The organism is Flavobacterium sp. UBA7680, from assembly GCF_002482975.1.
Taxonomy (GTDB): Bacteria; Bacteroidota; Bacteroidia; order Flavobacteriales; family Flavobacteriaceae; genus Flavobacterium.
On record NZ_DLHA01000032.1, the window covers coordinates 203545 to 218883 of the forward strand.

Annotated in this window: 11 protein-coding genes; 7 read left to right on the forward strand and 4 right to left on the reverse strand. The window is 31.2% G+C overall.

Annotated features, from left to right (window positions below; translation table 11 throughout):
- The first annotated feature begins 28 nt into the window (after positions 1 to 28).
- The 5 genes from B3C18_RS15000 (at position 29) to B3C18_RS15020 (ending at position 7093) form a co-directional block, all read left to right on the forward strand.
- On the forward strand, positions 29 to 1564 hold the full coding sequence (locus B3C18_RS15000; protein ID WP_291148188.1) for a hypothetical protein: 1536 nt from the start codon (positions 29 to 31) through the stop codon (positions 1562 to 1564).
- Positions 1565 to 1566: 2 nt separating this feature from the next.
- The gene (locus B3C18_RS15005) at positions 1567 to 2472 is read left to right on the forward strand and encodes a DNA adenine methylase (protein WP_291148191.1); all 906 of its coding nucleotides are present in this window, start codon (positions 1567 to 1569) and stop codon (positions 2470 to 2472) included.
- Between the two features lie 52 nt (positions 2473 to 2524).
- The gene (locus B3C18_RS15010) at positions 2525 to 4555 is read left to right on the forward strand and encodes an AAA family ATPase (RefSeq protein WP_291148194.1); all 2031 of its coding nucleotides are present in this window, start codon (positions 2525 to 2527) and stop codon (positions 4553 to 4555) included.
- A gap of 57 nt (positions 4556 to 4612) precedes the next feature.
- Entirely contained in the window at positions 4613 to 5806 is a 1194-nt protein-coding gene (locus tag B3C18_RS15015) for a hypothetical protein (protein ID WP_291148196.1), read from the forward strand.
- Positions 5807 to 5971: 165 nt separating this feature from the next.
- The gene (locus B3C18_RS15020) at positions 5972 to 7093 is read left to right on the forward strand and encodes a phospholipase D family protein (RefSeq protein WP_291148197.1); all 1122 of its coding nucleotides are present in this window, start codon (positions 5972 to 5974) and stop codon (positions 7091 to 7093) included.
- Positions 7094 to 7142: 49 nt separating this feature from the next.
- On the opposite strand, the gene B3C18_RS15025 is transcribed toward B3C18_RS15020, so the two are convergent.
- Positions 7143 to 8399, reverse strand: a complete 1257-nt coding sequence (locus tag B3C18_RS15025) for a retropepsin-like aspartic protease (RefSeq protein WP_291148200.1) — start codon at positions 8397 to 8399, stop codon at positions 7143 to 7145.
- A gap of 439 nt (positions 8400 to 8838) precedes the next feature.
- Positions 8839 to 11280 (reverse strand): hypothetical protein, encoded by a 2442-nt coding sequence (locus B3C18_RS15030; protein WP_291148202.1) that lies wholly within the window; start codon positions 11278 to 11280, stop codon positions 8839 to 8841.
- A gap of 369 nt (positions 11281 to 11649) precedes the next feature.
- Between B3C18_RS15030 and B3C18_RS15035 the strand changes: the two genes are divergently transcribed.
- Both B3C18_RS15035 and B3C18_RS15040 read left to right on the forward strand, forming a co-directional pair.
- Complete coding sequence (locus B3C18_RS15035) at positions 11650 to 12066, forward strand: OsmC family protein (RefSeq protein ID WP_291148205.1); 417 nt, start codon at positions 11650 to 11652, stop codon at positions 12064 to 12066.
- A gap of 204 nt (positions 12067 to 12270) precedes the next feature.
- On the forward strand, positions 12271 to 13038 hold the full coding sequence (locus B3C18_RS15040) for an alpha/beta hydrolase (protein ID WP_291148208.1): 768 nt from the start codon (positions 12271 to 12273) through the stop codon (positions 13036 to 13038).
- 193 nt (positions 13039 to 13231) lie between these two features.
- Here the strand turns inward: B3C18_RS15040 and B3C18_RS15045 are convergent, their stop codons facing one another.
- Together B3C18_RS15045 and B3C18_RS15050 are read right to left on the reverse strand one after the other, a co-directional pair.
- Complete coding sequence (locus B3C18_RS15045) at positions 13232 to 14203, reverse strand: hydrogen peroxide-inducible genes activator (protein WP_291148210.1); 972 nt, start codon at positions 14201 to 14203, stop codon at positions 13232 to 13234.
- Between the two features lie 337 nt (positions 14204 to 14540).
- Positions 14541 to 15266, reverse strand: a complete 726-nt coding sequence (locus B3C18_RS15050; protein WP_291148212.1) for a siderophore-interacting protein — start codon at positions 15264 to 15266, stop codon at positions 14541 to 14543.
- Positions 15267 to 15339: the final 73 nt, after the last annotated feature.

Consider the following 15339-nt stretch of genomic DNA (forward strand, 5'->3'; position numbering starts at 1 on the left):
TAGAATCATATATTAATCGAATCACGTTATGGAAAAAAAATCCAAATTAGAATATATTAAACTTGAAGATTTAAAACTTGATATAAATAATCCAAGATTTGCAGAATTATATAAAGGAAGTACGAAAGAAGAAGATCTTATTTTATACTTACTCAATGAGGAAGCTGCTGAAGAAATAGCAAAAGCTATAGTAAAAAAAAATGAATTCTATGAAGATAAAGCACTTTGGGTAATTAAAGATATAGATGGGAAATATTCCGTTCGTGATGGAAATCGTCGTTGCGCAGCAGTTAAAGCCTTACAATTACCTGGCAGGTATTTGCTAGCAGAAAACAAAATGCCTATAGAAGAACTTCCAGCATACATCTATGAAGATGAAGTCGAATTAAAATCAAGAATTGCAGAAGAACATGCTGCATCATTATTTCGTAGTTGGGAAAGAATAGCAAAAGCATTGCATATATTGGATCTCGCAAATAGTGGTAAGAGCGAAGAAATAAACAGTTTAGATTCAAAACCAGGAGATTTTATTAAATTAGGGTCTTTTTATAAAGAGGCCGTTATTCATGGTGATGAAGAATTCAGAAAACAAATAAGAAGGGGACGAGGAAAAACCGGAGGCAAAACTATTATCTACGAGCGTTTATTTAGAGACGCAAAATTATGTGGATATAAATTTAAGAATTCACCTTCTTTTAAAATTGAAATTACTGATCAAAAAAAATTTAAATCTTACATCATAGCTTTAGTAAAATATATTAAAGATAATCCTGACATTAAAACGTCAGATATCGATAGTGACCGAAATTTTATAAAAAAACTAAAAGATTATGGATTTGATAGTGATCCTAAACCTTCAGTACCTCAACCATCATCCAATGATAATTCTGAAACACCTAATACAGGAACGCAGACTTCAGAAAATCCATCTGAAACAAATACAGGAGCATCACAGGCTTCAAATAATTCGTCTGAGACACCAAATGCAGAGCCATTATCTTCTGATACTAATATTCCAAATTCAAATGATAACTCTACACCTGATTTAAATTCTGGAAATTCTGCACCTGCTTCTAGTTTACCAAATAAACGTGGAACAGTAAAAAAATATCCCGACATAAAAAGGAAGCAGCTGCCTTCAGGTTTAAAAGCTCGGATTGATGAATATTTTGAAATTGACAGTAATAAAATGCCTAATTCTAAGATTGCTATGGCACGTGTGACCTATGAATGTGTGATGAAATACGTTGTCGAAAACACCAAACACTCAAATATATTATTAAGTAATTCTGGTCATTTTGGAACTGCCTATAAAAAAAGGCCTCACACTGATTTCGATGAATTAAATAAAAAATTTATTGAACTAATTTTAAATGTAGGATTTAAAAAAGCTTTTACTAATTTCGACTTTGAAAAAATGCATCAAATAATACATAATTATCACGTATCAGGAACTTCACATATTGCTGAACAAATTAAAAATAATTTAATAGTATTAATTGAGTTTATGCTACAAGATGTCCCAGATTTAGTGAATTCGTTAGATGTATCAAAAATCAAATAATTATGTTTTACTCTCCTTTAAGATATCCTGGTGGAAAAAATAGACTTTCTGCTTTTCTTGCTAAAATTTGTATCGATAACAATATTCATAACCATTATGTTGAACCATATGCAGGTGGAGCATCAGTTGCTTTATTCCTTTTAATAGAAGGATATGTGAATAAAATTACAATTAACGATAAAGATCTTTCTATTTATGCTTTTTGGTATTCAATAAAAAATAATTCTGCTGAGCTTTGTAAACTTATTGATGAAACTGAAATTAATGTAGAAAATTGGTATCATCAAAAGGAAATTCAAAAAAGAAAAGAAACTGTTGATTTATTGACATTAGGATTTTCAACATTATTCTTAAATAGGACAAATCGATCAGGTATTATTAAGGGCGGTGTAATTGGAGGTATTAAACAAGATGGTAATTATAAAATTAATTGTCGATTTAATAAAGAAGAGATTAAACAAAGAATAAAATTAATAGCAAAATATAGTGCAAATATTGAAATATTAAATGATGATGCTATTGATTTAATAGATAAAATTCAACTTGTCTCAAAAAATGATGACACTATATTTTACTTTGATCCGCCATATTATCTTAAAGCTGATCAATTATATATGAATCATTATTTGGATGAGCATCATAAAGGAGTCAGTGAAAAAATAAAATCAATTCATAATATTCATTGGATTGTTTCATATGACGATAATATAAATATTGAAAAACTATATAAAGATCTACCTACTAAGAAATATTCTTTTAACCATTCTGCAGGACAATCGAAATCTGGAAAAGAGATAATGTTTTTTAGTAACAATTTAAAGCAACCAAGTGTAGAAAATTATAATCCTGTTAATTTTAAGATTAAGATAAATAGAAATCGAAAAGAAATCATTTATAAAAATGCTTAAAAATAATCTACATATGCTTTAATTAAAATAAAAAAACAATTTAAAATAATTTATGAACGAATTTAAATTAATTGCAATAAGACCATTAATTGGCTGTGATGTTAGATTTTCAAAAAATTTAGTGCTTGGGAAGATTTACAAATTTTACAATGATTATATTTTTTTAGATAAAAATGGAAAAGAGGTTGAAAAAGATGAGAAAGTCTTCAAAGTAGATTATCTTAAAAAAGTCCCTTATGAATTATACAAAATTTCAACTATAGGAAATAATATAGTTAATATAAATATATCAGCTGTTGTCGGAAAAAATGGAAGTGGAAAAAGTAACTTATTAGAATTCTTTTATTTAGTAAATTATTTAATCGCTAAAATAAATGAAGTTCTATATGATAAAGATATTGAAATTTCTAAAAATTTAGCTTTTGAAATTTATTATTCTTTTCAAGATGTAATTTGCTTAATTTCTTATGATCCAAAAAACGGTTTGGAATTTAAAAAACAGATACAAGATAAATTTGAGATAGAAGATTTTAAGCTTGAAAAGTTATTCTATACAGTAGCTATAAATTACTCTATGTATGGTTTGAATTCTAAAAATTCTGGAAAATGGTTAGATATGTTATTTCACAAAAATGATGGTTACCAAACTCCCATTGTTATAAATCCTTTTAGAAAAGAAGGAAATATAGATGTTAATTCTGAAACTCATTTGGCTCAATCAAGATTAATGCTAAATGTTTTAGACTTGATAGAAGAAAAGCAGGCACTAATTGATAATAAATTTGTTGAAGAATTTGATTTTGTTATTGATCCTAGTTCTCTAGAATTAATTACAAAGAGCTATCCAATTTCAATCAATAACATATTTAATGAATTTATTCAAAAAGAAAGTATTACAATAATTGATTTTTTCAATCAAATATACAGTATTGTTAACGGACACCTAGATCAAGATCAGATCGATAATATGAAAATTAAATTTGACGAAGATATTAAAAAAGATATGTCCAAACATGCATTTATTGAAGATGAAAAAGTAGATTATAATGAAATATTATTTTTATTTATCAAATACTCTGTAAGAAAAGTATTCAAAATATGTTATCAGTATGAAGATTATTCGTCATATGTAGATGTAATTAAAAAAGATAAAGCAGAAATTGGTCAATATGAGGTCTTTTCAATTAAAAATTTAGGGGAATTATTTGAAAAAATAAAAAAAGATAAAAGTCATATTACACTCAAACTATATCAGGCATTATATACAATAAAAAACAATTATTTTAAAACTGATTCTTGGAAAGTTAAAAGAAGCCCGGTTAATTCTACCCAAAAAAATTATTTTTGCAAGCAAGACAACACTGCTTTTCAACAAAGAATTAATACAGCAATAACAGCGATTGGTGATGATAATACATGGGAAAAAATTTTATTAGTTCCAAATGCTTTAGTAAAACCCTCAATAATAATTAGAGATGAAATTTCTAAAAAAAATATTGACTTTAATACTTTAAGTTCAGGTGAACAACAATTAACACATTCGATACAATCTATCTTGTATCATTTGAAGAATCTTAACTCAGTATTTTATTCAGAAGGAGAGAAAATTTCATATAAAAATATAAATCTAGTTTTAGACGAAATTGAATTATACTATCACCCAGAATACCAAAGAAAATTCATTAATTACTTATTAAAAGCTATAGAAAAACTTAAAATTGAAAATATAAAAGGAATAAATATAATTTTTTCTACACATTCACCATTTATACTTTCTGATATTCCTAATCAAAATATTATGAGATTAATTGAAGGAGAACCGCAAAAATCTCTTTCAAGCGATAAAACTTTCGGAGCCAATATTCACGACTTATTAGCTAGTGATTTCTTTTTAAAAAATGGATTCATGGGGGAATTTGCTCACGAATATATCACAAATTTAATCGATGATATTAATGGAATAAATAAAATTATTCCCAATGATGAATTTTATGCTTTTTTAAAAAAAATAGAAATCATAGATGAACCATTTATTAGATATAAATTGATTGAAACATTAGAAAATAAAAAAAATAAAACTTAAAAAAATAGATAGTAGAAAGGCAAACAAAACTTGATAAACTTAAAATTCAATGAGCTAATGATCAAAATTGAACATCCAGATTTAATATCTATTTCCAATAAATATAGCAAAAATATTAAATCACTTTTTTTAAGTAAAATTAATGATATTTTAGAAGTAATTAGCATACTAGAATCTTCAGGAATTGCAGATGAAAAAACAGTTTTAAAAAAGGTAAATAATTTTACATCAGCAATAAAAATAGTAATTGGAAAAAATAAATTATTAAATTCAAAACACCCAGTAGGAGAAGGAAAAAACACTAACGATTTGATATTTACTTTAAATTATTATAAAATAAAATCAGACAAAAGATCCAAGTGTAGAAAAACAAAAACTTATAATGAGTTAAAGAATAAAATTAATAATCTTGCTACATTCATACAAGATAATGACCTTTTTGGAAGCCTACCTTATGAATTAATAGACTTAAATGATGAGTTAAAATTGCTATTAACAGGTATTACAAAAAGAGCTTATAATTACTTTTTTAATTATAATAATTACTACACACCTATTAATAATGACCTTGGTAAAGCCTTAGACTTAAAGTGCTGTCCTTATTGTAACAGAAATTTTATAACATACATCCCTGATAAAAATAGTAGAATTATAGGTCCGACTTACGACCACTTTTTTAATAAAGCTCGATATGAATATTTAACATTGAGTTTTTATAACCTAATACCCAGTTGTTATATATGCAATTGCAATTTAAAACTTGATGCTGATTTTAAATTAAATACTCATTTACATCCTTATCTTGGGGGATTTGGAAATGATGTGTTTTTTGATTTTGAATTATCAACTAAAAGCAATATAAATAATAAGAAAATTAGTTTTAGTTTAAATTTAAAGCCTCATCATGAAATTTCCTTACAAAAAAAAGAAAGAATATTTGGTATTCCTACACAAAAAAAATCTGGAAACTTAAATGTCTTCAAGTTGCAAGAAGTATACCAAAGCCATGGTGATTCTGTTGAGGAAATTTATAGGAAATTTGATAAAACTAGTTACTATTACATTGGTTCAATATCGGACATCATTAATAAATTAAACACTTCAGAAGAAGAATTTTATAGATTCTATTTTCGAAATTATTATAAGCCTATAGATTTTAACAAAAGGCCTCTAGCTAAATTAGATAGAGATATTTATAATAAATTGAAGATGATTTCAGAACAAACACTCCATGCTGATATAAAGGTTTAATTAGTGAACACATAGTTTTTATCTTAACAACTATTAATAGATATCACGAACACAGTTGTTTTACCATCAGAGAAAATTTCTAATTTCAAATTCTTTTTTTTTATCGATCTGTTACAATAACCGTAAATAAATACCTTTTATATAAATTTAAAGCATCAAACACAAATGGAAGTAATACAAAACGAATGGCTAAATAATTTTTTAAATGAATTAGAAAATACGAAAAATTTGAAATTAATATCTCCATTTATTACGGATAATATGGTTACTCATTTATTAAAAAATTGGCATGGAAATAAAATTCAAGTTATAACACGGTTCAATTTAAATGATTTTCGTTCAGGTGTATCTAGTCTCAAAGCATTAAAAAGATTAATTGAAAAAGGCGTAGAAATAAAGGGAATAAAAAATTTACATAGTAAAGCCTATATTTTTGATACAAAAAGTTTGATTATTACATCTGCTAATTTTACAAATGGGGGCTTCTTTACTAATTATGAATTAGGTATTAAGAATAAAGATGAAGAACAAATAAAAGAAGCTTTAAATTATTTTAATAAGTTATGGATAATTGATCAAAGTTTGTTAGACCTGAATATAGTTCTTGAATGGCAAAAAATTATTTCAGAAAATAGATTACCAACAAACATCCCTAAATTAAAAGATTTTGGAACTTCTATTGTTAGAAAAGTAATTGGGGATAAAAAACATTTTGTTAAATTTTATGGAACAGGTGATTATCGAGGGGAATGGGATTGGGAAATAAAAGATATAGTAAGAAGTACACATTGTCATTTTGCTTTAACATTCCCAAGTGCAATGGGAAGACCCAATAGATATAATGATGGAGATATTGTATATATGGCACATCTAATGAATGATAATGAATATGCAATATTTGGAAAAGCTATTGCAAAAAAGCATGACAGAATTAATGATATTGCAAGTGAAGAAGATATTAAACTGGTTTCTTGGAAACGTCACTACAATATTTATATAAGAATTCATTCAGCCGAGTTTTTAAATTCAACATTTTCAGCTACCCCAAAAATGGGAAGAATGATGAATGAATTAGGCTACGAGAGTTTTCGCTCTACCAAAAAAAGACATGATTTTGGTGAGGAAAACATCAACCCTAGGTTAGCTTTAAAGCAGAAACCAGATGTCGAGCTAAGTCAAGAAGGAGCTTTTTGGATTGAACAAAAATTTCAAGAAGCTAAAAATAAATACAGTACAGTTTCCCAAGCTTTTATTGACGGTTTGTATCAAGGCAGTCCTAAAATTTAAAAATCAATCTATTTAGAGACACTTGTGTCACCAAAATAAACATAAACACCTAATCCTCCAACCTCAAATAATTCCCATCAAAACTAATCACAACCTTTTCAAATTGTCCCAATACATTTTGCCCGATATTCCCAAAATTTACTTCCCCATAAACGCCGTAATCCTTTTGGTCGATTTCCATTTTTGGGAGTTGAATTAGTTTTTTCCCAAGATATATTTGCTGGTCTTTTAAAACTAAAACTTCTTTAGAAACAACTTCTGCACCAGCGCTGGAGGATTTAGTCGTTTCTAAAGTACCTATAAGGTCAAGGTCGGTTTTGAAGGTTTCGTAAAATGCTTTGTTAAAAAGACTTTCTTTTGCTCCGCTGTCAAAATTAAATGGCAGGGTTTTGCCTTTATACGTGAGCATTACAATCGCTCTGAGTTCGTCTACAAATAAGTTTTTTTCGGTTGTATTGGTCTCTAATTCTTTAGAAAACGTAAGTTTATCTTTTTCAATCGTAATCGTTCCTAACTCTTTTACTATAGGAAAACCAATAATACCGTTAATCACATAAGCGCCGTCTGCAAATGTAAAAGCCTTATCAGGATATACTAAAAACACCGCATTATGAATTTTCAATTCTCCTAAATTAATTTCGGGAGCAACGCCTATACGAACTTTGTTTTTTTGTCCCGTAAAACTCGCCACCGAAATATTATTATCCGGCAGAATTTTAACTCCCATTTTCTTCGCCGTACTTTCGGTAATACAGCTAATTCCTGCTCCGGTATCAAAAACAAAACTGGACTGCGTTTCATTTGCCTTAACTTCTGTTGTAATTAAACCTGCTTTGTCTTTTAGCGCAGCAACTGAAATTGTCGAAAATTTATCAATTATTTGTGCGCGTGTATTGCGTAAAGTCTGCCAGATTCGCTGTGTGTTTAATTCGTCCTGAAGTTCATCTTCTTTATAATGCTTTTGAAATTTAAGCGTCAAAACTTTAGAAGCCGTATAAGCCAAATTGTAATTAAAGAGTTTGATATAGTTGTCATTTTTCAGTTTCGCAAATTCGTAACTATTGGTCAGTTCATTGTTTTTCAAACTGTCTAGATACTGGTTTGACAATTTGGGTTTATTGCAGACATTGGCATATAAACCTTTATAGAAATAATAGTCTTTGCCTTTTTCCTTATTGTTCAAACTATCCATTTTAGCATACTGATGCTGTTTACTCAATTGTTTTAAACTAATGTTTGGGTTGGTTTGTCCTAATGCTATTTGCATTGTAAATAAAAGACAAAGTAAAAGTTTGTTAGAGTTCATTTGCCTGATTTTTTGAATGTTAAATATAGGGAATTTGTTTTGTTTCAGGTTTTAAGTTTCAAGTTTTCATAATCTTTGTCATTTCGACGGAGGAGAAATCGCACTCGTATGTCGACAAAGATTGGCGCTTATCTTTACGGAGTTTCTAGTGCGATTTCTCGTTCCTCGAAATGACAAGATTGCGTTGGAATTTGGAATTTTCAAATTGGGCTTTTTAATAAATGTCGCCAATCTTTGTAGAGTTTCTTGTGAAGATTTCTCGTTCCTCGAAATGACAAGATTATGCTTAAATTTTAAATTCCAATAACTAAAAATCCAAATTCCAAAAATCTGAATCTCAAAAATAAATTCCAACTCTCAAATCCTAAATTCAATACGAGCGATTGGAATTTGGAATTTAAAAATTGGAATTTAAAAAATAATCAACCTTTGCTTTTATTTATCTTCTGCCTCTAAAGCCTCCGCCGCCTCTAAAACCGCCTTGATGTTGGAAGTTTTGGAAATTTCGGGTTTGCGATTCTCCGCGGTCTCTGGATAATGCTGAGCGATCTAGATCATTTGTAATATCAGGACGGCCTGCTTCGCCAAGCGGTTTATTCGGTTGTCCGAGGATTTGGTCTGCTTTTGGGAAATTATCGTGTTGGGTTCTGTCGCCTAAACGGGTTTCGCCGCCTAAGTTTTGTTCCGGTTTCGGCAGATTATCATGCTGAATCTTCTCTCCTGCTCCATTTGCACCCAATCCCTGATTTGGTTTATTACGTTCAGCAGCTCCGCCAGATTTGTTTGTCGAACCTAAAGTTCCCGCTTGACTCCAGCCACCGTTTCCGTTATTATAATGACTCCAGTTTCCGTTAGCGTCTTTTTTATATACATGTCCATCGTGACCTGCGTATACATTATTATTGGTATGAATCGTGGTTCCTCCGCCTCTATTATGTGTAATTACACCTTTATTTCCTCCCGAAGTTTCATAACCAATTGCCGTTCCGCGTCGGGTTGTAACGTGTCCTGTCTGCACCCATTGATTGCCATTTGTAGCCGCAGAATGTCCCCATTGCGCATACGCATTATGTCCTTGATTGGTTCTGGCGTAATTTCCCGTCCACGGATTGTAAGTACTTGCCGCAGTTCGACCACCATACCAGCCCTGAACACTTGCAGAACGTCCGTATCTTCCTGTTGCGGGATTATACCAGGCCGAAGTTCCGGCAGCGCCATAAGGCCCGTAAACACGTCTTCCGACAGCATAACCGCCTGTCCACGGATTGTAAACTGCTCCTGCTCCATACGCATAAGGCCACGGACGGTAAATAGGGTATAATCCGCCATAATACACATAAGGCGGATAATACCATCCTGTGCCATACGTTAATATAGCACCTACTGTAGCACCAATAATAAAAGCACCTAAATATCCTGCTGTTGAACTGCTTTCGACAGTTGTATCGGTTGTGGTTTGCGTAACATAGGTTACATTATAAACCGGAGAACTCGGCGGAATGGTATAAATTTCTTTCGGAACAGAATCACAAGTTTTCCAAGGCCCGTTAGGACTTGTCGACATAAACCAAACGGCCTGAAAACACAAATAATACAAATCGCCTACTTTTATAATTTTCTCCTGCGTATTACTTGCATATTGCATTTTTGTACCTTCAATTGGTTTAAACTGAGGCGCTCCGTCATAGGTCACTTTTGCTTTAGCTTCGGCATCGGATTTCTTTAAAATTGCAGTTGTAGGAACTTGTGCCAGCATAACGGCATCTTTGGCTTCCTGCGTTCCGGGTACAGATGATAATACATTTGCTCGTGGGGAATCTTTAGGGATTTTAGCAAAATCAGCGGGAAGATTATTTCCGGCATACGTCCACGGTCCGCTTAATTCTTTCGATTTAAACCATCTTCCGGATAATAATACATAATATTGACCATCGCCTTCATCGGCAAAAACATCATTTTCGGTATTGTCAATGTATAATAATTTGGTTCCGTCTATTTTAATAAATTTAGGATTTCCGTTTACGGCAATCAATTCAGCAGGTTTATTGCTGTAGAAAACTTCAGGCGTAGTTCCGGTTGAAGGGGGCGGAATCATCTTTTTAACATCATCAAAATTTTGTCCCGAAGGCAGGTTAATTAACCCCGAAGGAAGTTTGGCAGTTTTAGTCCATTTTCCTTCTATTTTTTTAGACGTCAGCCAGACATTATCAGCCAATAAATAATAATCTTTAGAAGTTTTATCAAAAAACAAATCCCAGTTTGTATTGACCACATATTGTATATCTGTTTTTTCTACAGGTACTAAAACGGGTTCTCCCTGCACGATCAATAAAACAGCAGGATTGGTGCTGTAAAAAATTGCGGGAGGATCGTTCTTTGCTACAATTCCTTTTGCAGGACTTTTGGTTTGGCTTAAATCTGCCAAAATACGATCTACAGAAATTGGATCTCCGCTTTTAGGCAGTGTTTCTTTAAAGAGTTTTTCCATTTCTGGAACTTTCTTTTCGTCGAGAGCTGGAAAACGCACATCAGTTACCTGAAGGTTTTTAATATAAGCGCTTCGGTTGTCTTTATCTACCAAAGTTTCTGCTTTTAAAGAAGCTACACCTATAACTTGTTTTCCGTCTTTGGGAGTTAAAGAAAAAGCCAGTCGGGCTGTGATTTCTTTATAATCTTTCCAGTCATCTACCTGAGGCTGATAATAAACGAGTTTTGTACCGTTATTTTCAGCTTCGCGAGGCCAGCCGTTATCGGCAAACGTTGAATCTGCACTATCAGGTTTTACATCTTCAGAAATTAATTGATTTGGATCTTTATCTTTTTTGCAAGAGAACAAAATTGAACTCAGGCAAACTACAATTATTAGAAAAGCTTTTTTCATAAATTTAAAAGTTAGATTATTCATTAAAAATTTATTCTCTGGGGTATTCCTGTAAAATTGTTTCGAATAAAATTAAATCCATAGATCATATAAAACTATTATTCCTGCATTTAGTTGGTTTCAAATTCTAACTTGAAACCAAAAAAGAGATAAATAATCATCCTTTCTCCTTAGATTTAAAATTTATCTGAAAAAAAATTATAACCTAAAGTTTTGATCCAGCCCTTTAAAACCTATAATTATAAATTATTTTTATAAGTGCTAAAAATTATTAATTTGATTAATAAACATGATCGCCATAAATTTGTCTCATCAAAATCAAACAAATGATTTGATCATCTTAAAAAATAACTTTAAAAAATAGAAATTATGAAATTTACAAGAAGAGCAAACGCAAACTGGAAAGGTACTGGAATGGAAGGAAAAGGTACTATTAGTACTCAAAGCACAACTTTAGATAATGCACAATTATCTTTTAAAACTCGTTTCGAACAAGGTGTTGGAACAAACCCAGAAGAATTAATCGCAGCAGCACATTCAGGATGTTTCACCATGCAGTTAAGCTTTTTATTATCTGAAGCTGGTTTTGTTCCAGAAGATTTAGATACAACTGCTAAAGTAACTTTTGAAGACGGTACAATTACTTTAATTCAATTAGAGTTAACTGGAAAAGTTCCTGGAATTTCTGCAGAAGATTTTCAACAAGCAGCTCAAAAAGCAAAAGAAATTTGTCCGATTTCGAAATTATTGAACACTGAAATTACTTTGGCGATAACGTTGAACTAAATTCTAAATAATAAAATTTCAACACAATCTTGTCATTCTGAGGAACGAAGAATCTTCGTAAGTAACTCCGCTTGGTAAGCAGCCAATCTTTGTAGAGCTTCTTGTGAAGATTTCTCCTCCGTCGAAATGACAAGATTGTGTTGAGTTTTCAAATAAACAACACAACAATCTAAAATCTAAAATCAACAATCTAAAATTTTAAACATGAAAACAATTAAAAGCTTTTTAGCATTCGCAGCAATAATCTTTAGTTTAGTATTTACATCAGCAAATGTAAACGCACAAACTGCTCCACAAATTAAAAATGTAGTATTAGTACACGGCGCTTTCGCAGATGGTTCTGGATGGAAAGGTTTGTACCAAATTTTAACCAAAAAAGGATATAATGTAACAATTGTTCAAAATCCGTTAAGCTCTCTTGAAGATGATGTTAAAGCAACAAATTTAGCTCTTGACAAACAAGACGGGCCTACAATTTTAGTTGGACACTCTTGGGGTGGAACTGTAATTACTGAAGCTGGAAATCACCCAAAAGTTGCCGCTCTTGTTTATGTTGCTGCTTTACAACCTGATAACGGAGAAAACTCTATTCAATGGTTACAAACTGCGCCTCCTGCTCCAGAAAATGGTGTATTGCCTCCAGATGATAAAGGAATTGCTTATTATGATAAAGCTAAATTTCACGCTGGTTTTGCAGGTGATTTAAGTAAAAAAGATGCTGATTTTATGTTTGCTTCACAAGGTGCTTTTCACGCTCAAGGTTTTGGAACTCCAATTACTAAAGCGGCTTGGAGAACTAAACCATCTTACGGAATCGTAGCTACTGAAGATAAAAGTATCAATCCTGATATCGAACGCGCAATGTACAAACGTTCTAACACAAAAATTACAGAGATAAAAGGTAGCCATGTGGTTTTTATTTCTCAGCCGGCTAAAGTTGCTGATGTGATTATTGCAGCTTCGAAAAAGTAATAATTAATTTACTTTGAGCTGATGTTTAAACACATAGAAACATAGCTTATCATACTTTAAAAAAGGCGTTTCACTTGTATAAATGCACATAGCTATGTGTGTTAAAACAAGTGAAACGCCTTTATCTATAAAGAAAAGCTATGTTCCTATGTGTTAAAAACTGAAGCCTTATAATCGCAATAAGCATTTGAGTTTAAGAAACCTTACTAATCGCTTTTACAAAATACGGCGAATCGTTCCAGCGTATTTTTTTGTACGCAAAATCTTTTTTGAGTGCATCGGGAAGGCAGTTCCAAACGGCTTCGTTCATTTTTTCTAGTAATAATTTCTTCGAAAAAGAATCTGAAACTACTAAACTGATTTCCCTTACCGGAATGGGTTCTTTAAAAGGTTTAAAAAGCTGCGATTGTGCTTCGTTTAAAATAGAAAGCTGCGGAATAATCGCAAATCCTAAATGTGCACGAACAAGGTTTTTTAAGGTTTCTATTGAATTGATATCGTAGGTAAACTGTTCTTTAATTTTATCTGATGATTTTAATCCGCAGATATCCAGAAGCTGAGCGTTGTAACAATATTCGTGATGAAGCAGTAATAGTTCGGTTTTATCTCCGGGCTGAAGTTCGTAAAAATCTTCGTTTGCCATTGGATGTGATTCATTCAAATAGGCTACAAAAGGTTCTTTAAAAATAACATGTTCAATCAAGTTGGGATTTCCCGTTGGCGTTGCCATGATAGCTACATCAATCGCACCTATTTCCAGATCTCTCATTAAGTGTCCTGTATAACCTTCTTTAATGATAAAATGTACTTTTGGAGCAGCTTCTTTCATCGCATTTATAAACAACGGAATTAAATAAGGAGATAAAGTTGAAATAATGCCGAGTCTTAATTCTCCTTCTAAAAGATTCTTTTCATTAACTACAAAATCACGAATTTCATCGGCTTCACGAAGAATTTTTCTGGCTTTGTTGATTATTTCTGTTCCGAGGATTGTTGGTGTTAAAGGCACTTTATTTCGGTCAAAAATCTTAATTCCTATTTCTTCTTCGAGATTCTTTAACTGAATCGTTAATCCGGGCTGTGTCACCATACATACTTCTGCCGCTCTTGCAAAATGGCGTTCGTCGTCTAAAGCTACTATATATTTTAACTGCTGAATGGTCATTTTTTTAAGTTTCTAAGGTGCTGAGATGCTAAGGTACTAAGTTTTTTTTCTTTTTTTGTTCGAGAATAAACTTTGTCAAAGTTTTGAACTTTGACAAAGCTGTTACGGGTGAAAAATATTTGTAAAACTTTAACAATACTTTCAAAACCAAAAATATACACTTTATCGTACATATATAAAATGGTGTTAGAGAATGGGCGTAAATTCAAATGGTATTTGTTTTTGGAGCATATTGAGTTTATCATTTTTAAAACATCGTTTGATGTTCCACTTAATATTTTTAATCAAAAAAGCGATCCTAATAAGATCGCTTTTTCATTTTGTTTCTTTAGAAGAATCAAAGTCCGACTTTTCCTTCTGCCCAATAGGGCTGCGTATGAATGTTTTTGTTTGAAACGCCTTTTTCTCTCAATGCTTTTCTAAATGCCTGAATAGATTTGGCATTTCCCATTAAATAGAAATAACCTTTTTTCCATAATTCCCAGATTTCGGCATCTAAATTTTGAAGTGATTTTATCGCCGATTCGGCTTTATTGACAGATTTTGGAACAACATCTATAACTAGTCCAAGCTTTTTAGGAATTTCAATCGAAAGTTCGTCTAGTTCTAAAATACCTAAATAATTGTTTTCACTGCGGTTAATTTCATCTTTCATACTTTTAAAAACACTGATACAGGTTTCGTCTCCAAAAAAGAAATGGTATTGCGATTCTTTATTAAAAATCTTAAAACCTCTTGGCAGACCAACGGTAATTTGATCATTTGGTTTTAAATTATTTATAAATGCGCTTCCGGGTCCGTTGTGGTGAATATGGAAAATAACTTCAAATGTTCCGGTTTCACTATTCCATTTGCTTGGGGTATAATTTCGGTAATTGGTATCATCAATACGAATTACAATTGCTTGACCGATCTGGAATTTAACATGCGGAAAAGTACCTTTAAAATTAATTATTTTTATATTGGGACTTGGTGTTTCTATAGTTGCAACGTTTACTTTGCAGATTTTGTTTGCAAATGCCATTTCCATAAAATCACCAATAATTTTGGGCATTGAACTCATAATTTTCAGGTTTTAAAATTCAATTCAAAATTGAAAATAAAGCCCTAAAAAGGCATTGAATAATAAGTGGTGA